This window comes from Geomicrobium sp. JCM 19038, assembly GCF_000698125.1.
Lineage (GTDB): Bacteria > Bacillota > Bacilli > Bacillales > Marinococcaceae > Geomicrobium_A.
In genome coordinates this window covers 151,620-176,445 of sequence record NZ_BAXA01000001.1, presented here as the reverse complement: position 1 = coordinate 176,445, position 24,826 = coordinate 151,620, and the positions used below count along the sequence as shown (strand labels likewise).

General features: G+C 41.6%; 26 protein-coding genes, 3 tRNA genes and 3 pseudogenes. 4 read left to right on the top strand and 28 right to left on the bottom strand.

The genetic code is table 11. The features are described 5' to 3' along the window. From comGB to JCM19038_RS00905, 7 genes and pseudogenes are all read right to left on the bottom strand, one after another. Entirely contained in the window at positions 1-1,038 is a 1,038-nt protein-coding gene (gene comGB / locus JCM19038_RS00935) for a competence type IV pilus assembly protein ComGB (RefSeq protein ID WP_042413560.1), read from the bottom strand. Continuing rightward, a complete protein-coding gene (gene comGA, locus JCM19038_RS00930) occupies positions 1,035-1,985 on the bottom strand; it encodes a competence type IV pilus ATPase ComGA (RefSeq protein ID WP_052360893.1) in 951 nt (316 codons plus the stop codon). Before comGA ends, comGB begins: the two co-directional genes overlap by 4 nt. A gap of 206 nt (positions 1,986-2,191) precedes the next feature. Next, positions 2,192-2,476 carry a hypothetical protein gene (locus tag JCM19038_RS00925; protein ID WP_042413557.1) on the bottom strand — a complete coding sequence of 95 codons (285 nt, stop codon included), beginning with the start codon at positions 2,474-2,476 and terminating at the stop codon, positions 2,192-2,194. A 223-nt stretch (positions 2,477-2,699) separates the two neighbouring features. Beyond that, positions 2,700-3,089, bottom strand: a complete 390-nt coding sequence (locus tag JCM19038_RS00920) for a hypothetical protein (RefSeq protein ID WP_042413554.1) — start codon at positions 3,087-3,089, stop codon at positions 2,700-2,702. Positions 3,090-3,246: 157 nt separating this feature from the next. Then, positions 3,247-3,828 carry a hypothetical protein gene (locus tag JCM19038_RS00915; protein ID WP_042413552.1) on the bottom strand — a complete coding sequence of 194 codons (582 nt, stop codon included), beginning with the start codon at positions 3,826-3,828 and terminating at the stop codon, positions 3,247-3,249. Beyond that, positions 3,821-4,456 (bottom strand): thiamine phosphate synthase, encoded by a 636-nt coding sequence (thiE, locus tag JCM19038_RS00910; RefSeq protein WP_042413550.1) that lies wholly within the window; start codon positions 4,454-4,456, stop codon positions 3,821-3,823. The genes JCM19038_RS00915 and thiE overlap by 8 nt, the downstream gene beginning before the upstream one ends. Further along, a pseudogene (locus tag JCM19038_RS00905) lies at positions 4,456-5,810 on the bottom strand (sigma-54 interaction domain-containing protein). Before JCM19038_RS00905 ends, thiE begins: the two are co-directional and overlap by 1 nt. 123 nt (positions 5,811-5,933) lie before the next feature. Here JCM19038_RS00905 and JCM19038_RS00900 point away from each other — a divergent pair. Continuing rightward, positions 5,934-7,127, top strand: coding sequence for an ornithine--oxo-acid transaminase (locus tag JCM19038_RS00900; RefSeq protein ID WP_042413548.1), 1,194 nt, complete (start codon positions 5,934-5,936; stop codon positions 7,125-7,127). A 98-nt stretch (positions 7,128-7,225) separates the two neighbouring features. Here the strand turns inward: JCM19038_RS00900 and JCM19038_RS00895 are convergent, their stop codons facing one another. The 7 genes and pseudogenes from JCM19038_RS00895 to JCM19038_RS00865 all read right to left on the bottom strand — a co-directional run bounded on the left by JCM19038_RS00895 (position 7,226) and on the right by JCM19038_RS00865 (position 14,379). Further along, on the bottom strand, positions 7,226-9,511 hold the full coding sequence (locus JCM19038_RS00895) for a C40 family peptidase (RefSeq protein ID WP_052360891.1): 2,286 nt from the start codon (positions 9,509-9,511) through the stop codon (positions 7,226-7,228). 164 nt (positions 9,512-9,675) lie between these two features. Next, positions 9,676-11,094 (bottom strand): aspartate ammonia-lyase, encoded by a 1,419-nt coding sequence (gene aspA, locus JCM19038_RS00890; protein WP_042413545.1) that lies wholly within the window; start codon positions 11,092-11,094, stop codon positions 9,676-9,678. A gap of 20 nt (positions 11,095-11,114) precedes the next feature. Continuing rightward, positions 11,115-12,007 (bottom strand): annotated as a pseudogene (gene rocF / locus JCM19038_RS00885) (arginase). Between the two features lie 5 nt (positions 12,008-12,012). Then, a complete protein-coding gene (locus JCM19038_RS00880) occupies positions 12,013-12,888 on the bottom strand; it encodes an ROK family protein (RefSeq protein ID WP_052360889.1) in 876 nt (291 codons plus the stop codon). A 79-nt stretch (positions 12,889-12,967) separates the two neighbouring features. Continuing rightward, complete coding sequence (locus JCM19038_RS00875) at positions 12,968-13,207, bottom strand: YqgQ family protein (RefSeq protein WP_042413542.1); 240 nt, start codon at positions 13,205-13,207, stop codon at positions 12,968-12,970. 7 nt (positions 13,208-13,214) lie between these two features. Then, entirely contained in the window at positions 13,215-13,706 is a 492-nt protein-coding gene (locus JCM19038_RS00870; RefSeq protein WP_042413540.1) for a hypothetical protein, read from the bottom strand. 214 nt (positions 13,707-13,920) lie between these two features. After that, the gene (locus JCM19038_RS00865; protein WP_042413537.1) at positions 13,921-14,379 is read right to left on the bottom strand and encodes a DUF5626 family protein; all 459 of its coding nucleotides are present in this window, start codon (positions 14,377-14,379) and stop codon (positions 13,921-13,923) included. A gap of 142 nt (positions 14,380-14,521) precedes the next feature. Here JCM19038_RS00865 and JCM19038_RS00860 point away from each other — a divergent pair, with 142 nt between their 5' ends. Beyond that, positions 14,522-14,740 (top strand): hypothetical protein, encoded by a 219-nt coding sequence (locus JCM19038_RS00860; RefSeq protein ID WP_042361368.1) that lies wholly within the window; start codon positions 14,522-14,524, stop codon positions 14,738-14,740. 275 nt (positions 14,741-15,015) lie between these two features. Here the strand turns inward: JCM19038_RS00860 and JCM19038_RS00855 are convergent, their stop codons facing one another. From JCM19038_RS00855 to rpmG, 6 genes are all read right to left on the bottom strand, one after another. Continuing rightward, positions 15,016-16,581, bottom strand: coding sequence for a rhomboid family intramembrane serine protease (locus JCM19038_RS00855; protein WP_042413534.1), 1,566 nt, complete (start codon positions 16,579-16,581; stop codon positions 15,016-15,018). A gap of 76 nt (positions 16,582-16,657) precedes the next feature. Then, positions 16,658-16,840, bottom strand: coding sequence for a hypothetical protein (locus JCM19038_RS00850; protein ID WP_042413531.1), 183 nt, complete (start codon positions 16,838-16,840; stop codon positions 16,658-16,660). 45 nt (positions 16,841-16,885) lie between these two features. Then, positions 16,886-17,632: a DUF92 domain-containing protein gene (locus JCM19038_RS00845; protein ID WP_042413527.1), complete on the bottom strand. Its 747-nt coding sequence runs from the start codon at positions 17,630-17,632 to the stop codon at positions 16,886-16,888. Beyond that, positions 17,629-17,886, bottom strand: coding sequence for a 5-formyltetrahydrofolate cyclo-ligase (locus JCM19038_RS24155; RefSeq protein ID WP_052360887.1), 258 nt, complete (start codon positions 17,884-17,886; stop codon positions 17,629-17,631). Before JCM19038_RS24155 ends, JCM19038_RS00845 begins: the two co-directional genes overlap by 4 nt. 17 nt (positions 17,887-17,903) lie before the next feature. Then, entirely contained in the window at positions 17,904-18,191 is a 288-nt protein-coding gene (locus tag JCM19038_RS24150; RefSeq protein WP_042413525.1) for a 5-formyltetrahydrofolate cyclo-ligase, read from the bottom strand. A gap of 51 nt (positions 18,192-18,242) precedes the next feature. After that, positions 18,243-18,392: a 50S ribosomal protein L33 gene (gene rpmG / locus JCM19038_RS00830; RefSeq protein ID WP_042413522.1), complete on the bottom strand. Its 150-nt coding sequence runs from the start codon at positions 18,390-18,392 to the stop codon at positions 18,243-18,245. 125 nt (positions 18,393-18,517) lie between these two features. On the opposite strand from rpmG, the gene JCM19038_RS00825 reads away from it, so the two are divergent. Next, positions 18,518-18,862, top strand: a complete 345-nt coding sequence (locus tag JCM19038_RS00825) for a hypothetical protein (RefSeq protein WP_042413519.1) — start codon at positions 18,518-18,520, stop codon at positions 18,860-18,862. A 181-nt stretch (positions 18,863-19,043) separates the two neighbouring features. Continuing rightward, positions 19,044-19,319, top strand: a complete 276-nt coding sequence (locus tag JCM19038_RS00820; RefSeq protein ID WP_042413515.1) for a hypothetical protein — start codon at positions 19,044-19,046, stop codon at positions 19,317-19,319. 55 nt (positions 19,320-19,374) lie between these two features. Here the strand turns inward: JCM19038_RS00820 and JCM19038_RS00815 are convergent, their stop codons facing one another. The 8 genes and pseudogenes from JCM19038_RS00815 to JCM19038_RS00785 all read right to left on the bottom strand — a co-directional run bounded on the left by JCM19038_RS00815 (position 19,375) and on the right by JCM19038_RS00785 (position 24,805). Beyond that, a complete protein-coding gene (locus tag JCM19038_RS00815) occupies positions 19,375-21,408 on the bottom strand; it encodes a penicillin-binding protein 2 (protein WP_042413513.1) in 2,034 nt (677 codons plus the stop codon). Positions 21,409-21,492: 84 nt separating this feature from the next. Continuing rightward, positions 21,493-22,772 (bottom strand): annotated as a pseudogene (locus JCM19038_RS00810) (MFS transporter). A gap of 94 nt (positions 22,773-22,866) precedes the next feature. Beyond that, positions 22,867-23,061 carry a hypothetical protein gene (locus tag JCM19038_RS22150; protein ID WP_152549293.1) on the bottom strand — a complete coding sequence of 65 codons (195 nt, stop codon included), beginning with the start codon at positions 23,059-23,061 and terminating at the stop codon, positions 22,867-22,869. 63 nt (positions 23,062-23,124) lie between these two features. Next, the gene (locus JCM19038_RS00805; protein ID WP_042413510.1) at positions 23,125-23,736 is read right to left on the bottom strand and encodes a superoxide dismutase; all 612 of its coding nucleotides are present in this window, start codon (positions 23,734-23,736) and stop codon (positions 23,125-23,127) included. Between the two features lie 271 nt (positions 23,737-24,007). Further along, positions 24,008-24,084 (bottom strand) — tRNA-Ile (locus JCM19038_RS00800). Between the two features lie 5 nt (positions 24,085-24,089). Next, a tRNA-His gene (locus JCM19038_RS00795) sits at positions 24,090-24,165 on the bottom strand. Positions 24,166-24,185: 20 nt separating this feature from the next. Next, positions 24,186-24,262 (bottom strand) — tRNA-Met (locus JCM19038_RS00790). A gap of 63 nt (positions 24,263-24,325) precedes the next feature. Next, a complete protein-coding gene (locus JCM19038_RS00785; protein WP_052360885.1) occupies positions 24,326-24,805 on the bottom strand; it encodes a DUF456 domain-containing protein in 480 nt (159 codons plus the stop codon). Between the last annotated feature and the right edge of the window lie 21 nt (positions 24,806-24,826).

Below are 24,826 nucleotides of genomic sequence, written 5' to 3'. Positions count from 1 at the left end.
TTAATAGGCGTCGATCGACGTTATCAATTGAAAAATCGGTAAGAATATAGACAGAAAGAGCAACAACATAAACAGTCCAATAACGAGAAATAATATCGGCTGAATTGTCATCGTGATTTGCTGCACACGTTGTAATAAATCATTCCAAAGCATTTCACTATAGTGGATCAAATCATCTGCAAGTTTTCCCGTTTGCTGACCGTGTTGAATAATTTCTTTAAATTCTGCTGTGTAGCAACCACTGTTCACGACAACGTCTGAAAACTGCAACCCTTCGTTTAATTCTTCTTTCATTCGTTCTCCTTCTTCTTTAAGAATAGACAGGCGGCTTTGGTCGACAAACACAGTAAGCACATCTAAAACGTGCAATCCCCCTTTTAACAATTGCCCGAACTGGAGGCTAAAAGAATACGTCACATACATACGAAGCAGTCGATTAATGAGGGGAATTTTTAGTATGAACTTATATTGTTCTAGGCTCGTTTTGTTCTTAAATGACCCATAATAATAGATCACACCGATTGTGAACACGATCAAAAGCAGAAGAAAACCATAAGGAATCGATTGAAAAAATAGGAAGGTCATCGTTGTAATTGCGGGGTATTCAATATCCATCGTTTGAAATAACGCTTCGAATTGAGGAAACACGAAGAAAACCATAAAGGAAAATAACATTGCGATGATCCAAATTAACAAAATTGGATACCTTGCAATTGTCATGAATTGTTGTTTGATTTTTTCACGCTCTTTTAACATCCGTCCTGCATAATAAAACCCTCGATTTAGTCGTCCATATCGTTCTGAAAAAAATAAATAAGCTTGAATATCGTTAGGCAATTCTAATCGCTCCAACGCCTCTCCCCAAGACTTTCCTTCCCCGAGTGCCTTCAACCAATTCGCAATGATTGATTTCGCATAAGGACCGTCTTGTATCCCTAATAACGAGGCACCGTGATGCAACGTGTACCCGCGTTCAAGCAGACGACTTAAATTCAAGAAAAAGTTCGCTTTGTCACTTGCTTTCCACTTTTTCTTCATACATACGTACCGAGTGGCAATTCATGGTCCAGTAAATTCTGCTCTTGGCAACGTGCGAGTTGCGTCTGCAAAGGCTCACCACTTAAAAATTGATAAGAAGCCATCCTACCTGACGGATCAGCAACAAGTGTTTGTGATACAACAGCAACGACACTTTCATACAAATAATTTGTGCTAAGGCCAAATTCCATTAACCTAACGAGTGCACCTGCAGGATGTCTCGTGTGTAACGACGTGAGTACGAGATGACCTGTCATTGCGGCTCTCACTGCAATTTTGGCGGTTATTTCATCTCGAACCTCTCCGATCATAAGCACATCCGGATCGTGACGAAGCGCCGCCTTTAATGCGTTCGCATAACTTAATCCAGCTTGTTCATTCACTTGCAATTGGGTATAAAGTGGATTGGGTTTTTCAATAGGGTCTTCTACAGAAATGATGTGGCGGAGTTGATCGTTTGATACTTCTTCAAGAAGGGCATACATCGTTGTTGTCTTACCAGAACCCGTTGGCCCTGTGAGTAGAATTAATCCGTGGGTAAGTGTACAAAATTGCTGCAGTTGATTCTTAGCGCTAACGTCCGTCGTTAGGGTCTCGATTTGATATTGATTTGAAAGCGGAAGTAATCGAGCAGCTAAGCGTTCACCAAAGGTAATGGGCATCGTTGAAAGCCGAATCGCAACGTGTTCTTCACCAAACTGAAACGATAGCGAACCGTCTTGAGGCATCCTTCGCTCCCCAATATCCATGCCTGACTGGAACTTCAAATGTGCAATAAGCTTGTCGCTAAGTTTGCGTGGAAGGCGACTATGTTCCAATAAAACCCCTTGTTTCCGAAAATAGACGAGTGTTTGCTCTTTAAGCGGATGAAAATGCACATCTGTCGCACGTTCTAAAAATGCCGCTTGGAACAATGAATGAACATCTTCATACACGATTCCACCCAATGCTTCACCTTCCTTTCTTGCTTCGTGTCAACTCTCTCAATCGTACAAATTCGACAATGAACTACAGATTCCTTCTTTTATTTTGTTATTTTTTACGAAAAGGTAGTGACGTTTACTAATCACATTCATAGAAAAAACAGAAATTCCACAAAAATGGAAGATCTGTTTTTTGTCTTTTAAACGATTGATAGAGTAACCATGAGTTTTTATCTCTTACCTTTTAGCTCTAAAATGATCGGTGCTATATTCAGCGTGATGGAGACCATTGTCAAAAACCATAAAGCCCGTTCCATGCTCGGTACCACATCCAATAATGCAGCCCAATCTTCGACTTTCACCCACTGAGATACGAGACTATATTCTGCACAAAGTGTTAATGCTGTAAATGACAATCCCAATGCCATAGCAAGCTTATAATCCTTACCTGCTTTATACAGATAAAGATTTATAAAAGTTGCAACGATTGCAATAACCCCTAAGATTACCCACATATCTAGACCTCAATATCGTTTTATTTCTTTCTTTTATAATAGTAATCCACTTTCTCAATTTTTGCATATTTTTTGTTGATGACCTAAAAAAACTTAATTTCTAAGATTCAACACGTTGAATGGTGTGAACTCTGCCTTGATGTTTACCGACTTCATCATTGGAGAATTTTTAATCGCCCTAAAAGTTGATCAAGTACATGTTATCGATCACCTATTCGTTCAATTATAGTACTTGCTCATGCACAGGGTTTTCTATTAAAAATGACAACGCTTCGTCTTCATTCAAAAAATGCAATTCTCGTTTATGCTTGGATTGCCTTGTCGTTCGCTTTAACTGTAATTTAGCAACTTGACTTTTTACAATTACTGCTGCTCGCTGCATGCCAACATCTAACAGCCATTCCTGATGAGCTACGATCGCTTTTTGTGTTTCTGGTTTGAACGCAGTGACATCCTGCATATAAACGAGCACATCAAATCCTGGTGTAGAGAATTGTTGAATGAGTCGTTCAATGTCACGATTAGCTTCTTCAACTCCTTCTGAAGTTAATTCACTCGTCCAATGAATGCCAATAACTTTATGCTCAACGTTTACAATGGTAATTCGATACATTTAAAAAGCCCTCCAATTTCAATTAAGTAGGTAACTTTACCCAATCATCATTCAATCGAAACAAGACTTTAGACTTACATCATTTATAAGCACTTACGAAACAGCAAAAAGACTGCAGCAAAATGCATTTGCTGCAGTCTTTTTTAAGCTGTTCAATTTAGTTCGTGATCTCTATTTCTTTCACCCAGTAGAAATAATCATAAGCGTCCATACCAGGGAACGGTGGGTCTTCAAAAGATGGGTCGTCTCCACGTTGTCCTGCATGGTTTTCCCACGTGTGCAAGTAATACACTTCTGCACGATCGACCGTTGTTTCAAGTTCAATTGTTGCTTCTCCTTCAACCCCGTATACAGTATAGGCATCTAGACGGTTTGGAAATGAGAAGATAACACCATCGTCAACAATATCTCCTTCAAGTTCATTCGTTTCGTTGCCGCTTTGGTATAACGTGACCGATGCATCCACGACTTCTGATCCGTGAATTTGTTCATCGTTGTCATCATAAAACATCACACCAACATACTCTTCGCCTTCAATCTCTCCATCTGGAAGCATTCCCCAGTCCCAATGAACAGATACCGTTTCTTCTTCAATGTGCCCTTCTAACGTTAGTGTGTCTTTTAATTGTTCATGATCAATACGATCTGCACTTGAAACATAAAAGTATCCCCCGACGAAAAGGAAAACCATTAACGCCCCTGGTATAATTAACATCCATTTGTTGCTACCTTTAAACATTTTTTCTCCCCTGATCATATAAAGTTTGAAACGTTTGCGCTGTTTGTTTTACCGCTGTTGCTTGTAACACATCACTAATTACAGCAACTTGTGTTACGCCTGTTTCAATGACTGACAATGCATTTTGCCGATTTATTCCACCAATAGCAACTGTAGGAATGGCAACACCTTCGACAACTTCTTGTAGCAACGTAAGACCAATTTCTTGTTGCGCATCTTTTTTCGTAGCCGTAGCAAACACTGGACCTACACCGATATAATCCGCCCCACCACGTTCTGCACGTACTGCTTCTTCAAGAGAATGTGTAGAGATTCCGATGAGCTTGTTCGGTCCGAGTAGCTTTCTTGCTTCGGTGAGCGGAACGTCATCTTGACCAAAATGAACCCCGTCAGCATCAATAATCAGTGCCACATCTAAATGATCGTTCATAATAAACGGAACATCGTAGCTTTTGGCTAATGCAGAAAGCGCTCTTGCATTTTCAATGACTTGTTTCTTAGAACCCTTTTTGTCGCGATATTGAATCATTTTGGCGCCGCCTTGAAGCGTTTCTTCCATTACTTCCAGAAGAGGGCGTCCAGGATGCAACTCTTCTGCTGTGATTGCGTAAAGACCGTTTTGAAGCATCATGTATCTTCCTTTATGTTTAGTTTTTTGATTCGGTATTGAAGTGTCTGCCGACTCATACCAATGGATTTTGCTGTTTGCGAAATGTTTCCATGATGTTCTTGTAAAGCACGTTGTAAGTATTGTCGTTCTTGTTCATACATGTAATCATGAAAGGTTTGTGATGTTGTCACTGATTCAGAACGGTCTGCTACTACTGCAAAATAATTTGGCAGGTGCTCTTGTCGTAAACAAACATCTTCGTCGTCGATAAAATTCATTGCTCCTTCTATAACATGCTCCAGTTCTCTTACATTGCCTGGGTAATCATGATCGAGCAACTGGCGCATAAACCTTCACTCATTTCTCGAATCTTTAAATTGAATCGCTTGTTAAATTTATTAACGAACGAGAAAACGAGCGGCTCAATGTCTTCTTTTCGTTCCCGCAGAGGCGGTACGTGAAGACTAACGACGTTTAGACGGTAATACAAATCACGACGAAGTCTTCCTTCATCAATTGCCACGATTGGGTCTTCGTTCATCGTTGCAACGACCCTTACATCGACTTTTTGATCTTGAATTGCACCGACACGCCGTACGCGCTTATCTTGCAAGACGCGTAGCAGTTTCGCTTGAAGCACCATCGGCAAGGAATTGAGCTCATCTAAAAGCAACGTGCCCCCATTCGCTTGTTCAAACAAGCCAGCCTTTTCTTTTGCGCCAGTAAAAGCTCCCGTAGCGGTTCCAAACAAAATACTCTCAAGCAACGTTTCTGGGATGGCTGCACAGTTTTGGGTCACGTATGGACCGTTTTGTCGTTCACTTCCAGTATGAATACTTTCAGCAAACAACTCTTTTCCAGTCCCCGTTTCACCGATAACTAGAACCGAAGACGTCGTTCGAGTAGCCCGCTTTGCTTCTTCAATTACACGAAGCAACGCTTTCGAATGTCCGATAATATCAGCAAACGTAAACCGTTCACTCTGCCGCTTCGTTGCACTTTGCTCCATATAATGCTCTAACCGTGTCACATCTCGAGACAACTCGACCGCACCGATACATCGTTCTGCATCATATAATGGGCTCGTCCGATTAATCGTCGTCACATCATGACCATAAGCATTTTTATAGGATTGTTTTCTAGATCGTGAACTCTGTTTTGTATGAATCGCCGTGAGCAATGTGCTGTCTTCAACGCGTTTGAAAGAGAAAACCTCTTGGACTGGCCGGTTAATGACGTCTTGTGGGTCCATGCCTTCAATCGTTGCCATCTGATCGTTGTAGTACATCGTCACTCCATGTTGATCAATAATATGGACGCCAACGTCAAGTAAAGATAATAAATGACACACACTTTCCCGGCTCATAACCATAGGACGTTCCCCTTTCCTAATTGATTCTTTTATTATAGCAAATCCAACATTTTTTGACACACCTCTTCTATAGTTGGCTTGAAAATTGCATAAGAATAAAGGTGAGAAAAGGAGTGACTATACATGTCGAATTCTAAAAAATTAATTTCACAACACGATCACTACGGAGCACCAAATTATCACCCACTTCCTGTCGTGATCTCTGAAGGAACTGGCTCTTGGGTGAAAGACGCGGATGGTAACGAATTTCTTGATATGCTAAGCGCTTATTCTGCAGTCAACCAAGGTCACCGTCACCCTAAAATTATTGATGCATTAAAAGCACAAGCCGATCGATTAACCTTATCCTCTCGCGCTTTCCATAACGACCAAATTGGCCCATTTTATGAGAAGCTATCGAACCTTACAGGTAAAAATAAAATTCTACCGATGAACACTGGAGCAGAAGCCGTAGAAACAGCAATTAAAGCGGCACGTCGATGGGGTTACCGTGTAAAAGGTATTGCCAACAACCAAGCTGAAATTATCGTTTGTACAGATAATTTCCATGGCCGTACGCTCGCTGCCGTGTCATTATCATCAAATGAAGAATACCAAAAAGACTTTGGCCCTCTTCTTCCAGGGATTAAAGTCATTCCCTACGGTGATATCGATGCGTTAAAAGCTGCCATCACAGAAAATACGGCTGCATTTATGTTTGAACCAGTTCAAGGCGAAGCGGGAATTCTCATTCCATCGACTGGCTTTTTGCAAGACGTTCGTGAGTTATGTACAAAGGAAAATGTGCTCATGATTGCTGATGAAATTCAATGCGGTCTCGCCCGCACCGGGAAAATGTTCGCTTGCGAACATGAAAATGTTACGCCTGACCTCTACATTCTCGGGAAGGCACTTGGCGGTGGAGTTATGCCAATTTCTGCGGTTTGTGGAGACGAAGACGTACTCAACCTCTTTGAACCTGGTTCGCACGGCTCAACGTTTGGTGGAAATCCGCTTGCATGTGCCGTATCCATCGCTGCGATGGACGTTATTATTGAAGAAGATCTTGCTCAACGTGCCGAAAAATTAGGCAATTATTTTATGGATGAGTGCAAAAAAATTAAGCACCCTGCCATTAAAGAAGTACGCGGAAAAGGGTTGTTTATCGGTATCGAATTGCATGAACCCGCAAGAAAATATTGTGAAAGCTTAATGGAAAAAGGCATGCTCTGTAAAGAAACACACGAAAATGTACTGCGCCTTGCACCACCACTTACGATATCGAAAGAAGATCTTGATTTTGCGATTGCGAAACTTAACGAAGTTTTTGCTAGCTAATCTCTCAAACAGTAATCAGGCAATTTAATAAAACGAGCTCATCGAATGCTTCGATGAGCTCGTTTTAGTGTATTCAGAACGTTTAATTAGCTAACGTTTCACACGTCATTCATCGTTCTTCCTTCTACAAATCGATCAATCCATCGCTGTTCTCCGTCTAATGATTGTTCAGATACTTGATCTTGTACAATCGTAATGAATTGACCATCACCAGTGTAAATTCCAACTAAATTCGGATTCTCAAAAAACAGAAGGTCGCCTTCATTTAGTTCTTCAACATGGATACTCTCACCCGTTTGTTGTAAATCATCGATGTTATCTGGTAATTCAATGCCTGACGCTTCGTGAAAGAGCTGTTGAATAAATGCTGCAGACGTATCAACAAACGATTCATCAATATAACTTCTTGCAATTTGAACGACTTCAAGGTCACGTCGGTCTGTATCATACGTTCTTGCACCGATCAAACGAGGTGGCCAGTATTCACTCGTTGTCAAATCGATCACCGTTACACCGTTTGAAACGGTCGTCACGATCATTTGATTGTTTCCGATATACAGAGCGGGAATAATGCTCGAACCTTGGAAAAACAGAAGATCTCCTGGTTCAGCTACTTCGATTGAAACTTCTGTTCCTTCTTCCCACTGTTCTCTCCCAAAACGAGGAAGCTCGTAATGATAAGCTTCGTTGTATACGTACTGTACAAACCCTCCTGTATCAAAACCATCATCTGGGGCAGTACCACCTTGTTTATAATCCGTGCCTAGCAATTGATAAGCCTCAAAAATCGCCTCATTGTCGTACTGGATCGTCAAATCATCAAACCGTTTTGCTCCGGTGAAATGATCTCGCCAATACTCACTCATATAAGAAATCGTTGTCTGTCCTTCTTCTCCTGTTGCGTGAATGATGTAATCTTCTCCTAAATAGATGGCAGTGTGAGAAATGTCTTCTTGCCACGTTCCTGAGAAATATAAGACATCTCCAGGACGCAACTCTTCGTCTAATTCAACGTCATTAATGTCCGTATTTTCAGGAAGCATCGTTTCTCCGACTTCCCATTGCTTATAACTGATTCGGGGTAAATGAACATCCATCGCTTCCCTAAAAACCATTTGTACAAAAAAGGAGCAATCAAATGCATCCAACGTACTACCGGTCATTAAATAAGGCGTTCCGATATGGTTCATCGCCTCCCTGACAATCGGGTTCTCATGCTCCTCATAGGTCAGTGGATTTGATTTTTCCAAACGATCATCGGTATAGCGTGCAGCACCGACATAACGATCCGAGTAATACGTATTGTAATCCAAATGCCGTTCTTCAACACCTGATGACGTTGCAATGACAAATTGATCGTCTTCTGAATAGATTCCCGCGATCAACTCCCCATCATCATTTTCGAAAAAGACGAGGTCCCCTGATTGTAATTTTTCCCGTTCAACTTCTATACCAGCTTCGTACAAGGCTGGAGTTCGCTTTGAAAGCCAACTTCCGGTTATTTCTTTATACACGTAATACACAAATGAACCTGAATTAAATCCTTCCTCTGGACTTGATCCAGAGCGATTATACGGTGTACCTATGAGTTCACGTGCCAACTGCACAATGTCATGATCCGTAGGTGTGGATGAATCACCATCATATCGTTTAGCCCCCACGTATCGATCTTGATAATAACTACTCGTCTCCATGTTTCGTTGGACAATACCTTCAGTCGTTACGATTACAAACTGTCCATTGCCAATATAGATGCCAGACATTAAGAAGCTACCTTGAAAAAACACGACATCTCCCGATTGTAATTGGTTAACGTCACGGCCTTCAATCCATTGATCACTTGCTGCGCGAGGCAACGAAATCCCTCTCGCTTCTTCATAAATAAACTGAACAAACTCTGAGGTAATGAAGCTTTGATCGTTTTCACCAACGTTTTCTAAAGCCAGTTCCGCAGCAGGATCAATCTCCTCGTCTTGACTAAATCTCACCGCGCCATGATAGGCGTCTGACCAATAATCGCTCTGATTAAAATTGCGCTCTGAAATGCCTTCACTCGTGACAATAACAAAGCGTCCATCGTTAATGTAAATCCCAGACATCAAAGAAGAGCCTTGGAAAAATACGATATCTCCAGACTGTAAGTCACGTCGCTCGATGGCTTGTCCCATTTGTTGTTGTTCTCTTGCGAATCTTGGTAGATGAATACCGTTCGCTTCTTCGTACACATACTGGACAAACTCAGACGTTAAAAACTCTTGTTGATTTTCTCCAACCATCTCAAGAGCGAGATTAGTTACTCGATCGTTTGAATCTTCTGCATTAGCTAGTTCTGGAACAAGTATAATTAGAAAAACGAACGAGACGAATCGTTTTAATTGCTTCACTTCTTCACCACCTTAATAAACTATAATGAACTCTTAGTATAGGGATTGTTGGAGAATTTCTCGATGGGGAATTCCTACTTTTCTAAACATACAGTACCACCGACATAAAATAACTAAAAAAAGAGCTGACCCGTAAGTAATTTACGAGACAGCTCTGTCATGTATTATTCCATGAAACGTTTCCCAGCAATACCTGGGTTTGTCATTTCTTGTGCATCTAGAATTTCATCGAGTTCTTCTTCAGAAAGAATGCCACGCTCAAGGCAAATCTCTTTCACTGAACGTCCGGTTGAAAGTGCTTCTTTTGCGACTCTCGAAGCGACTTCATAACCGACGTGAGGGTTAATTGCCGTTACAATACCGACACTACGATGAACTTGTTCTTTACTATGTTCCACATTTGCAGTCATGCCTTCAAGTGCATACTTTCGGAAGACGGTTAATCCATTATCAAGAATGGATAAAGATTGCAACAAGTTAAATACGAGCACTGGTTCCATTACGTTTAATTCAAGTTGCCCTGCTTCGGATGCAAGCGAGATTGTCTGGTCGTTTCCGATGACTTGGAACGAAATTTGGTTCACAACTTCACACATGACCGGATTCACTTTACCTGGCATGATTGAAGAGCCTGGTTGACGTGCAGGCAAGTTAATTTCATTAATGCCTGTCTTCGGTCCAGAACTCATTAAACGCAAGTCATTTGCCATTTTTGAAAGGTTAATGGCAAGGACTTTCAACGAGCCAGATAGCTCTGTGTAAGCGTCTGTATTCTGCGTTGCATCAACGAGATGCTTCGCACTTACGAGTGGAAGACCCGTCAGTTGCGCTAAATACTCAGAAACTGTTTTAATGTACTCTGGCTGAGCATTTAAGCCTGTCCCAACGGCTGTAGCTCCCATGTTAATTTCATACAAGTTATCAAGTGCACGACGAACCCGTCCACGATCGCGCTCTAACATACGACGATATGCACCCATCTCTTGACCGAGACGAATTGGCACAGCATCTTGCAGATGTGTACGTCCCATTTTAATGACATCATCAAATGCTGCTTCTTTTTTCTCTAATGTATCAATGACCGCATCTAACGCGTTTTGCAAGCCTTTGGAAAGCTTTAGAGCTGAAATATGGATTGCCGTTGGAAACGCGTCATTCGTCGATTGAGCCATGTTCACGTGCGTGTTTGGACTCAACCTCATGTAATCGCCTTTCTCGTATCCTAAAATTTCAATTGCTCGATTGGCAATCACTTCATTTGCGTTCATGTTAAATGAAGTTCCTGCACCACCTTGAATAGCATCAACGACAAATTCACCGTTATGTTGTCCTTCAATGACTTCTTCTGATGCGCGGATAATTGCACTTGCAAGTGACTCGTTCAGGTTTCCAACGTCACGGTTCGCCATTGCTGCAGCTTTCTTCACGTAACCAAAAGCTTGAATTAGTGCAGGATGTGGCGGATAGCCAGTAATTGGAAAGTTCTCCATAGCTCGTACCGTTTGAATGCCGTAATAAGCATCAACCGGAACGTGTTTTTCCCCTAAAAAATCTCGTTCAATGCGGTATTCTTTTGCTTCCATGAGACAATTGTCCCCTCCAGTTATTTTAACTTCTCACCAAATAATGAACCCATCAGAGCAACGGCAGCTTCTGCTGTTTTATTCTTCTCATCAAGTATCGGATTTACTTCAACAAATTCACAAGACGTGATGCGTTTTGACTCGTGCAACATTTCCATCGCAAGATGACTTTCGCGATAAGAAAGTCCGCCTACAACAGGCGTCCCTACCCCAGGAGCATCAAGTGGATCTAGGCCATCTAAATCTAAGCTTAGGTGGATGCCATCACAATGTTCAAGATGTTTAAGCGCACGTGACATCACCTCAGTCATTCCGAGGCGATCCACTTCATGCATCGTAAAAACGGTAATATTAGACGTTCTAATAAATTCTTTCTCAGCTTCGTCTAATGCACGAACACCAATTAATACGATGTTTTCTTCTTTTAAAGGATGATCTTGAAAAAGTTCAGTTAACTGCTTGTTTCCCCGACCGAGCGCTACCGAAAGTGGCATGCCGTGGATATTCCCTGATGGGGATGTTTCTTCAGTGTTAAGGTCTCCGTGAGCATCATACCATATAACGCCGAGTTGTTCATAATGTGGCGTAATTCCTGCGAGTGATCCGATCGCGATGCTATGATCTCCGCCAAAAACGAGTGGAAATTTGCCATTTTCTACAATTTCAGAAACTGTACGTCTTAATACATGACTTGCATTAACAACAGTATTTAAATGCTTTAAATTGGAAGGAGTTGCTTCTTTCTCAGTAGGACGTTCAATCAAAATATCTCCACGGTCTTCAATCGAGTACGATAAATTCTCAATTCGTTCGACTGCGCCTGCATACCGAATTGCGCTTGGACCATGTCCACTCCTCTTCGACTTTGTCCTAGGTCCATCGGTACGCCTACAATTGATATCGCTTTATTCATTTGATTCATTCTCCTCTCAGATGATTAGTCTCTACGCTGTGACGATCTAGTGCCAGCTTTGCTGCACCGTAAATCCCGGCTTCATTACCCAGTTTTGCAGGCACAATTAACGTCTTAGGGTCTGTTTCAAGCAGTGCAAAACGAGAAAAGTGCTTATGAAGTGGCTGAAAGAGCGAATCGCGAGCAGCTGAAATCCCTCCACCAATCAGTACTTTGTTCGGATTGATCAGCGTGACAGCGTTTGCAAGAGCAAGGGCTAAATAATACGTACACTCTTCAATAATCTTAAGTGCGACGTGATCACCAGATTTTGCAGCTTTTACAATGGACTCGACAGAGTCATCCCACTCAAGCTCGGTTGTAACGTTACGTTTTTCACTTAATTTGTCATGCAACGTATTCGCAAATCCTTTTGTTCCTATGTATTCTTCTAGACAGCCACGTCGATTACACGCGCAAAGTCTACCTCCTGGCTCTATTGTAACATGTCCAATCTCTCCACCTGTACCATTTGGGCCATTTATTATTTCTCCACGATGAATAATGCCACCACCAACACCAGTACCGAGCGTTACGAGTAAGAGTGTTTCACTTTGTTGGCCTGCTCCTTGCCAATATTCCCCGAGCGCTGCTAGGTTCGCATCGTTGTTCACAAAGACCGAAACATCCAGCAGTCGCTCAATCCTTGCCTTGAGGTTGTACTCTTTCCAACCAACGTTTACTGCACCGTGAACAACGCCACTTTTTGCAGGAACAAAACCTGGAACACCGACACCAATGCTTAAAAGCTTGTCGCTCGTGCGCATTTGACTTTTTATACTCGTTGCAATATCACTTGCAATTGACTCACCGTTATATGCAACATTTGTTTGATCGACCATTTGTATTGCAATTGACCCAAGGTCGTAAATGCGCCTAACTTTATGGTACTCGCGCCAATATCCACCCCAATTACGACGTTCATAACTCCTCCATGTCGTTTGTTTTTTTGTTGTGTTCGGCTTGAAGGCGCTCTGCTTCACGACCGAGCAATAACTTGCCATGCATGTAGCGCTTTGGGTCAATCAGTTTGACATCGTAGAGCGCTCGTAGTTCTTCCTCCATTAAGTATAGATCGGTAATTGGATCTCTCGTATAAATGACACTGTTGTATTTCATTAAGAATTGACGTATATCATACACATTTTTAAAATCTTCCATAGCTACATTATAGCAACTTTCCCGCGGTCGCGAAAACTAGAAATACGAGAGGAACAAAAGGTAAATACCGAAAACGCGACCATTGTAAGGAGAGTAGATTTTGTAAATAAAATCCTGCAAACAATCCAATGACAAATATAATAAGAAGTAAAATAAACGTGAGGATTTGCGAGAACCAGACGTTCACAAGCGCCCCTGTTAAGAAAAATAACCCGAGCATACTCGCCCAAATCCGTACATCTTTCCGTCCAAAAAAACCGTAATACGGATGATAACCAACGACAGCTGCAGTGATAAAGATGATCGTACACGTTGACCAAAATCCGCTTAACCAAGATGGCGACAAAAACGCAAAGTAAGAGTTCGCAAGTACTAACCCTAAATAACCACAACCTCCAAACAAGAGGACGATTAATAGCATCCATTTTTCGACATCCGTGACACGTTGATGTACGAGCATTGCCCCAAAGGCAACAGCAACCATAAACGCAGCAATCATAATTATGGGCTCCTTTTTGTTTAGGTCGTACATGTGTATGCACAGAAAAACGAAGACTTGTCATTTGTTTTAAGACTGCTACGTTTTGAATACCAAAGCAAGATTGCAGGTTCGGAAGAGATCGGTCGTGAATGGCAACTTCACATAATTTCGATCAAAAAAAGCTACGACGTTTACTAAACGTCGTAACTTTAATAAGATCACAAACACTTCTTTAATACGTCACGACTAAACGATCATCTTCAATGTCTACAAATAAAGTAATCATATAACTACTAATTCCACCGCTAGCTGTTAGACTCTCATTAAACGTCGCACGTTCATCATTATGCTGTACTTCCGGTACGCCGTTAAACGTCCCACCAATTACTCTAAACGATAGATCATACGCATCAACAATTACATGATCTTCTGTAGATACATCAACATAATATTCAACTTGGTACGTCCCAACATTACGATACGCTCTGTACGTATCCATCTGTGGATTACTCGAAGAAATTTGTTCGATACCTAAAATTGAGCTTTGACCATCTTCTTGTTGTTCCTCATCTAGGTAAACATGAGCTTCTGAATGAGAGGAAACAATCATTGCAGAAACAATTACAACAACTGCTAAAACACCAATCGGCAAGAAAATCTTCCATCCTAACGTACCTTTATTCCACTGCATTAACAACCACCTCAATCAGTGTATTCACTGATTCCTATTCCCTTTTTATGGTAGGTTCTACCTTGTTTTTTGTTTTTTCTAAATTTCCGTTTACTATGTGTTTCTTAAGGGAAAACCTTGTAGAAGTTAAGGTGGTGACAATATGGTTCATTCATTAACGAGAGACCGGGTACTCAGTCTGGTATTAGGCATAGGGAGCGTTATGTTTTTACCATTAGGTGCTCTGCTTGCAATCGTCGGTCTCTTATACTTTCCTCCAGAAGACCGGTTCATCAGGATTGGCAGAGCATTCTGTTGGCTCGCAATTATTTTAGCCGTTTTAGGGCTAACAATAACGATCTATAATCTAATCGTTAGTTGATTCAACAAAAAAGAACGTCTCTAGAGACGTTCTAAGCATAAGCTTTTAAATCTAAATTATTGGCGAAATACACTACGTGTAATTTCGTATATACACTTCGCAGAAGAAAAAAGTGGCTGCCGTGGCGAAGACGCTTACGGAAGTAAAGTTAGCTTAAGCAACGCCCGCGGCAAGCGCAGCCACAGAAACCACATACTAAAGTGTGTGCATATTTTTTCTGTTACGTGCGCAGACATTCTCAGTAGCCTAAGAACATCTTATTAGCCTTCCTTCATTTACCCTTCCATCCGCTCATAGAAATCCTCATAATGAGAATTGTCCGGGTCCATCTCCATCGCTTGCTCCACGTACTCACGACCTTGTTCTTCATCACCGAGTTGATAGTACGTATACCCTAAATTGTACACCGCTTCATGAAAGTCTGGATTCCCTTCAACGGCTTGCTCATAATAGTGCAATGCTTCTTCGTAATTATGTCGCCCTACTTCACTGTTGCCAATGACGAAGTACGCTTCAGGAGCCTCTGTATGATCAATCACTTCAGACATCACTTCATACGCCTCATCAAAACGCTCTTCTTCCATTAACTCTTGGCTGATTTGCATTTCAACAAGTGGTAGCGAACTAACCGAAGCTTCACTAACGTACCCGTATGTAAATATACCTGCTGCAACGACCAACAATGAGACCGCTCCAATGACTCTTCGTAAACCGTGTTTAACGTGTGGCAACTGAACGATGGACGCGGCTAAAAATCCGCCAAGTAATCCGCCCATGTGCGCACCGTTATCAACCATCGGAACAACGGTTCCAAAGACAATATTAATCGCTAAGATGATAAGCAAGCTTTTTCCCATCGTCTTAAAGAACAGGTCACGATACACGAGACCAAAGTATAACAACGCCCCAAAACAACCAAAGATTGCTCCACTTGCACCTGCTGATACTTGTGATGTGAACGCATAACTCGCAATTGAACCGACAATTCCAGCCGCGAAATAAATAAACACAAACCGTCCGGTCCCATAAATTCGCTCAACCGCATTCCCTAAGTAAAACAGCGCTAATGCGTTCATTAACAAGTGAAAAATGCCGATATGCAAAAACATCGATGTGACAAAACGCCAAACTTCACCATCATCAATCGCTGGGTTGTATTTTGCACCAAAATCAATCAATGCTAACACATCTTGAGAACTAGCAAGCGTTTCAATCAGAATAAAGACGGTTGCGATGAGTACGAGTAGCACCATTGTAAACCTAGGCTTTCCGTAGGCGAAAACTTTTTGAATTTCTTTTTGCTCACGTTCCAACTCATCGAGAACTTCAATGCGCTTTCTCGTCACTTGATGTTGTTTTACTTGCTCGTGATCAGGCAACATTTGCTCTTTTGTCGGAAAGCCCTCACTCGCTTGAACGGTTTCTAAAAAGCGATTGATGTCATCCCCATGATGCGCTCCAATTGAAGCGGCAAACAATTTTGTGACAACAGGCCGCTTCTTGCTTGCATCTGTATAAAGAATTTCATTCGTTTTCTGTTGCCAATTGTCTACTGGTGCAATTGACGTTACGTAGAGATGATAGTAATTCACTTCTTTTTTTCTAGGTGGTTTCTTTAGCACTTGAAATTGATTGGCCACTTCTTTCATGTGGTCTTCTAGACCACGACTGTACGCCATATCAATCTTAGACATACTGATCACCGTAACGTCGTGGTCGGTCTCTCTTTCAAGCCATAGTTGCTTACGATCGCCACTCACGTGTAGGGCTTTAAAGTTATTCTTAGTAACGAGATGATGGGCGAGTTCCCAAAAGAGAACGTCTTGATCTCTAACCTCCATTGCATTCATCCTTTATCTATTCATTCCCTTATCTCTAATACTAAGGCAGTTGACGAATAGTTGCGAACAATATCTCCTATTGAAATGGTGAATAACGTGCTAACATTCTTCTTCGAATTGGTTTAATGTTCATCATCGTAGAAATGATAAAACGTCTTCTCGCTTCATTCATAAGTAATTTGTTAATAAATACGTGGCGGTATTGATACAGAATAGCTGTCACGATCATTACGAGTAGAAAACATAGTAGTCTTTTCATTGCTCATCACCTTTTTCTTTTTAGTTTGCTTTAAAAAGAAAAACACTATACAAATAGCAGAGTGATGAGCGCCGCCGAACTCGTACATATAAAGTTGACGACATTATTAGTGATTTTTGGTACACCACGGTCCAACACCGTTTGCATTTCACAATGATACTTATCCTCGGTTAATTCACCGCAAACGACACAACGACGTTCTTCTTGAATAAAAGCACCAACGACCGTATCAATAAACGCACCGATAAATCCAGCCAACGTAATAATCACAATTGAAATAGCAGGTAACGAAAACAATGCAAATCCTGCGATCGCAATGAGAAAACTGCCAGCTAGACTAGCCACCGTTCCAATAAATGTCATCGCACCTGAACGTCCGATTTCATCTTTAGAAATTTGTCTTAAGTGAAAGGGTTTACCACCATAACGTCTTCCAATTTCTGTAGCCCACGTATCACTTGTCGCAGCAGCAAGTGATGCTAGAAAAAGGTACACCGCAATGTCGCCAAAAAAAGGCACGAGTAAGGCTGCGACAGCTGCAACTCCGCCATTAGCGAGCACTTGAAGCGAAGTTCGTTGTTCCTTTTCACGAGTAAATGAGGAAGCTTTTAACCTCCCTAACACCGTACTCGTAATAAAAAATAACGCTAATATGATTAATCCTTGAATTTCAAAGAAATAAGCAATTAATACACCGATCAAAAACGCAGTCAGCGCGCCCAAACCCGTTAACGACTTAAGACGGTACGCAACGATGGCAATCAAAGCAATTGCACTACTATATATTATCATCCATTATCACCTTCAATGATTAAGTAATCCACACGTTGGTCATGAGGCTCTTCATGAACCTTCTGATGTAATTGAAAATCATATAGCAAGCTAATCGTCGCAATGCTAGGATACTTCTCTAGAAATGTATCGTAATAGCCACCGCCATAGCCAATTCTATATCCTTTATTGTTGAAGGCAACACCTGGCACGACAGTAACATCAATTAACGCTTTGTCAATCTGTTTTGCTGTCGTTAGGTCCGGCTCTAACACCCCGAACGAAGATGTGACTAAGTTTCAAAGGATGAAAGTATGTAAAAGTCCATCAGTCTTGCTTTAGAGCACGAGACCCTCGGTACGACAATCGTTTTAGACAACGACCAAAGCTTCTCGATGAGTGGCCTTGTCGGCAACTCATGTGCCATGCTTATTGTTAGCGCCACTGTCTTCGCATCTTGAATAATTGGTTGCTGCATGAAGCGCTCATATAATGGTTCAGCTCTTTGTTCTAACTCATCGTCTGTCATTGTTTTAAGAGCATTTAGTATCGATTTACGAAGAATTTCTTTTTCATTCACCGTATCCTCACCTTTTTTCCATATAAAAAGAAGCAGCAAAAAATCTGCTGCTTACTTCGTTTCACGGTGGAGCGTATGCTTTTGTAGTCTTGGACTATATTTCTTAAATTCAATACGCTCTGGATTCGTACGTTTGTTTTTTGTTGTTATATAGTTGCGGTCACCCGTTTCCGTGCATGCAAGTGTTACTTGAACGCGCATCCGTATCCCTCCTATCATCGCAATCATACCAACATATACTAACAGTTTTTAGGCAATAAATCAAGATGAAGTTGTACACATCACGTAGTATAATGGCACTATCGTTAAAAAAAGGGGGAATCTTGTTGGACATTGTCGTTATTATCTTATTAAGTCTAAGCGTCCTCTGCTTTATTTTGTCTATAATAAAGCAAAAACAAGACGTCAAACAAGATCAATCGTTTGAGCAGCATACGTTGCAACTTATGGGTGATGTGTATACGTTACAAACGAAAATAGAGCGACTCGAAGAGGAATTATTAGTCACGACAACAAAAGAAGACAAACAAACGAGCTCATTGCATCAACTAAAACAGACGATCGCTGAAAAAATCTCACACGGTCATTCAGTATTAGAAATTTCAAAACAACTTCAGCTAAGTGAAGATGAAGTGCTGCATCTGCTTCCTTCATCGCTAAAAGGGTCGTAACGATGACATCTCACACATTACGAGACTTGCGTCTGGCTTATTCATTGCAGCAGTTGTTGTCATTTCGTTTCAATACTTCTTCCAAGATGACAACGAAAGTGACGCGAACGCAGAAACCACCCGTCCTACTGCTCCGACGAGTTCAATTGATGACTATACCGATGAAACACTATACAATGCATTGCTCGAGCGAGACTATGATTTCCCTGTCTCAGAAACTGAACGGATTGTTGATGAACGAAACGAAGAAACGGTACTTTATGTCGTTATACATGAAGGGATGACGAGTGACGACGTTGCACAACTACTCGTTGATAGCGGCTTCATCAGCACAACAAATGAATTTATTGAACCGATTTATGAACGAGAACGACAAACGCAAATTCAAACCGGTCTTCATAACGTTACCAATGAGTATTCGATCGATGAGATTATCGAGACATTCACAACACCTTAACCGAATTAGAAAATGCCATCAAAGTTTACCTACTTTGATGGCATTTTTATTTCCTTTATGCTTCTGGATCTCCGTATATTTCTTCTTCATCTTCTTCTTGCTCTGGATTACTTCGATCTTCTTGTAAATCGAAATACGCTTGAAGCGATTCGCGTGCAATATGGTTCGCAATCCCTTGTCTTCCACCCGCACGTTCGAGTGCTACATTTGGTACAACAACAGCAATCGCTACTTCTGGGTCATCAAAAGGAGCATACCCTACGAACGATTGGTTGTTTCCGTTCATACCATTCGTCATAATTTGAGCTGTTCCCGTCTTACCAGCCGCTTCATACGTAGCAGAATTAAAGTAACTACTCGCCGTTCCGCCTCCTTGGCCACCGACGCTAATCACTTGTCTCATTGCCGTTTGCATACGCTCAAAATCAGCATCTGTATTGTCCACGGTATTTAATACTTCTGGTTGACTTTGCCTTACGATCGCTCCTGAGTTTTCTTCCCCGTTGCTCGGTTCATGAATCTCACGAACGAGTTGAGGCTTCATACGTTTTCCTCCGTTTGCCATCGTTGCGGAAAACTGCGCAAGTTGCATCGGTGTGTACGTATCATATTGTCCAAAGCTTAAAAACAATACCTCACCTTGTTGGTTGTTTCCAATTAATCCCGTTGACTCATTCGGTAAATCAATACCCGTTTCTGTACCTAAGCCAAACTGTCGGTAATGATCTCGCAATGCTTGATAAGACTCTGATAATGCGCCCCAACTATTCGTAGACATGTTATAATCTGCAAGCCTCATTGCGATTTCTGTCATATAAATGTTCGAGGATCTTCGGATGGCATCGATATCGTTAATGTATCCCATCGTCTGCCAAGAACGAATGGTCGGTGAGCTTGGAATTGTAATCGGTGCATCTCGTACGACCGTGCCGTGATCAACAACTCCGTGATGATAGCCAGCTAACATCGTCGCCATCTTCACAGTTGAACCCATTTCAAAGGTACTCGTCGTCGCACCCAGGTTTTCACCATCATATCCTGCAATCGTTAAAATTTCTCCTGTGTCAGGTTCCATCATAATGACATACGCTTCTCGATCGGCAATAAATGATCCTGTCATTTCTTGATTGATAATCTCTTCTACTTCTTGTTGCAATGCCATATCAATCGTTAAGATTAAATCATTGCCACGACGACCAGGATCTGTCGTTACATTTCCTTGTGCATCCGTTCGCATAACTGCTTTTTCGCCACGTAACACATTTTCATACTGCGACTCTAAAAACGATGTGCCGACCGTGTCGCTTCGTTCATATCCACGACCAACATAACCATCCAACTGTTCTGCTGGAATGCTACCTGTCCCACCAAATAGGCGTCTAAATGAATTACCGTAAGGATAAATCCGTTCAGAATCTCGTAAAATATCCGTCCCTGGCATATCATGCAAAACTTCACCGAGTCGATGCGCTTCTTCTTCACTTAAATTCCTTGCAATTCGATTCGGAGAATAGTTGTATCCGCTAAGCATCTCAGCCCAAATGACAACTGCTTGTTGCTCTTCATATGAAAAGCTATCTGCAATCTCTTCTTCGTCTAATCGATTTAATTGCAATTGATAAAACTCATCATCATCCAATTCGTTCGCTTCTCCATCTGTCGTTAGACTAGAAACGTGTGTCGAAATCGGTCCGTCTTCTTCCATAGAACCTTTGTAAAGATAATAATCTTTCCATTCTCTTGCATTCACAGATTCAATTTGCTCATCTTCAATGTTTAAATAGTCCACGAGTTGATGCGCAATTTCATAACGCTCAAGATCATTACGCGGTGTATTTGTATACGTCAAGGATAGTTGCAAATCGTTATCTACAACAACATTGTCATAGCGATCAATCATTAACCCCCGCGGTGCATCCACATTTGCTGTTTGCTCTTCTTGTTGACTTAGCATTAAATCGTAAGACTCGCCTTCAACAATTTGAATATAGCCTAGCCTTAAAATCAACACAGAAAATAAAATAAACACACCGAAAAATAGCACATTTAATCGAAAAGGGATGTGATTTTTTCGTCGATCATTCACCATTATGTAAGCTCCCCTCTTGTGTGTTCAACATAATCGTTCTTATTGTATCATGAGGGTCTTTAGCGATAAACGACGATTTTGTGACTACGACTGTCGCTCTGCATCTTCCATCCCTTTTGATGAGAACTCTTGTTGTTTTTTCGCAGCTCGTCCAAATGCAATCGGACGGATGGCCATATATAAAAACAAGTGGCCAGCGCCAAAGAGAAGCAAGGTAAACATAATGCCACGCTCTTCACCCATATAATGAACGGCAACCATAAAACCAACAATTGAAAACGCACGTCCAGCATTCAAAAACCATTCACGCATCACAAGGTATTCAACACGCATCGAAGCGGCTTTGTACGCTTTACCGATAATGTCATACGTCATTGACACATATGGAACGAACACGAGTGGATATGCAAATGAGATGATCATCCATAAATAAGCAAACGGGTAAATGTCTGATCACCGATAATAATAAACAGTGCGAGGTAAAGCATCAGCGCACCAATTAAAATACCATTTTTACGGTATCTTGCTTTTAAATAGCGACCCACAAGAAAGTATGCGAAAAACGAAATCGCTGACGTAATTAATCCATACGTCCCAAGCGCCATCTCACTTCCGGTCGTCGTATAGATCCAAATCACGATAATAAAAACAAAGACACCTTCTCGTAACCCTTGAAAAAAATGGGCAAAGAGAATCCTTCTCCAATCATCATCTTCATGGCGTCGTTGCCACACACTACTTATCCTAAAAATACCTGATGAATTTCTACGTTTAAAGTAAAACGACAACACGACCGCAACCGCAAACAACAATAATGAAATTGCAAAAATCGTTTGGTACCCAACAAAACCAGGAAAATAGTGAATGATCATACCGGCTGTAAACGGACCAATCATCCCAGCAAACGACGAAAATAACCCTAAAAACCCGTTAAAGACATCTCTCGTCTCAGGCTCAGTAATTTCAAATGTTAACACGTTAAACGCAAGCCAATACACCCCAAAACCAAGACCTAAAATCGCTCCGAGGATGATAAGCATTTGACTAGCATGTGTTCCAGCTAGTAGCACAACTAAATAAAATACTGCTAGCATTCCAACCCCAATCCGTAGTACCGTCGTACGATCAAGGCGTTTCGTCAAGCGCCCCGCTAAAAAAAACGCCAGCGGCTGGAATAGTACCGAAGCTAAATTGTACAAAGCTATCGCTAAAATATCTTCAGATTGCTTCCATAAGTAAACGTTCACAAACGTATTAGAGAGCGCTGTACTTAATGCATACAAGCCCCCTGTAAGTAGTAACAACTTAAAGTCTTTATTATGATAAACGAAATCTGGAATTAAATTCTTTAACCACAACCGCATCCGCCACCTCACCTCGAAAGTAGCGTGTGCAGATGCAAGGTCAATCATACATGATTTTCCAAAAAAAGACTTCTCGAAATGATATAATCTACCCTCAAATCAGACACCGAAAATTTTCATGGGTAAGCGTTAATGTAATCCCTATAGATGAGAGTGTAAAAAACGGATGAGGATTATTCCTGCATGCTTCTATTGCTACATTGATTGGTTTTCTTGCACCGCGCACCGCTTCTCTTGCTACGCGCACCGCTTCTCTTGCTACGCGCACCGCTTCTCTTGCTACGCGCACCGCTTCTCTTGCTTCTACACAAAAAAGACGAAGACCGATTGGTCTTCGTCTTATATTAATCCATTACTTTGCTTCGTCAAAGCGACGAGCAACTTCTTGCCAGTTTACAACGTTCCAGAATGCAGCTACATAGTCTGGACGACGGTTTTGATAGTTAAGGTAGTATGCGTGCTCCCAAACGTCAAGACCGAGTACAGGTGTTTTACCTTCTGTAAGTGGCGAATCTTGGTTTAGTGTGTTTTGGATTTCAAGGTTGCCGCCTTTAACAACGAGCCAAGCCCAACCAGATCCGAAGCGACCGAGTGCTGTGTTTGTGAACTCTTCTTGGAATGCATCGAAAGTGCCCCATTTGTTCTCAATTGCAGCAAGTAGGTCTCCAGATGGCTTGCCGCCACCTTCTGGGCTAAGGATTGTCCAGAACAACTTGTGGTTAGCATGGCCACCACCGTTGTTACGTACAGCTGTACGAATCTCTTCTGGAACCTTATCAAGGTTCGTTACAAGATCCTCAACAGATTGGCTTGCAAGACTTTCGTGTCCTTTAAGCGCATCGTTAAGCTTCGTTACGTACGTGTTGTGGTGTTTCCCATGATGAATATTCATTGTTGTCTCATCAATGTGTGGTTCCAACGCATTTGCTGCATATGGAAGATCGGGAAGTTGATAATTAGTCATAATAAATCTCCTCCTACGAATCGATTGTAATGTTAAATTTGAGTATGGTAGCAATAACATTCGTCATCGCCATTCAACTTACCTCAATTTTACATTAGCAAAGCACCTAACTTTTGGCAAGTAAATTAACTTCGTGCGCTTATAGGTTTGCTTCCCTGCATCTTTATTTACTAAACATTTTTTTCATGAATCTAGTATCGTTATTTTATAACACTACTATAAAATAAAAAAAACCATTAACAATCGTTAATGATTTGGAATGATTACGATATGGTGGACCCTGTAGGACTCGAACCTACGACCGGACGGTTATGAGCCGTCTGCTCTAACCAACTGAGCTAAGGGTCCAAACATGGGGCGGCTGATGAGAATCGAACTCACGAGTGCCGGAACCACAATCCGGTGCGTTAACCACTTCGCCACAGCCGCCATATTCGTCATTATGTAATTGGTAGCGGCGGAGGGAGTCGAACCCCCGACCTCACGGGTATGAACCGTACGCTCTAGCCAGCTGAGCTACACCGCCATGAATTGGACATTTGCTAATATACCACACAAAACTATATGCCGCAAGCTAAATTCTAATAATCTACCAAATTAATGCAGCGGCTACTAGAATCATGCCGACAAAAATTAGTACAAACTTACCGATCACTCCTCCGATAAATCCGAGCAATGACCCAAGTCCAATTTGTGATAGCTTCTTAAGATTACGGCCACCTGCGATTAGTTCTCCAACAATCGCACCGATAAAGGCACCGATCAACAAATTGAATAACGGTAAAGGAATAAGAAGTGGGCCGAGAAGTAACCCGACGACACTTCCCCATACCGCAGCTTTTGATCCGCCGATTTTCGTAATGCCGTAATAACTCGTTAAAAAGTCAATGACGAGCATTAAAACGACGAGAATACCTTGCGCTGTATAGAAAAACCAACCAAAATAATCAAAGCCTGTATAAAGAGCTAGAAAAACAAGTGAAAGGATATACGCTGGTGCACTCGGTATGATTGGGTATACCACACCGATCATGCTAACGCAAAGCAAACAATTGAAAGTACAATCCATACGATATCCATCTCACTCATC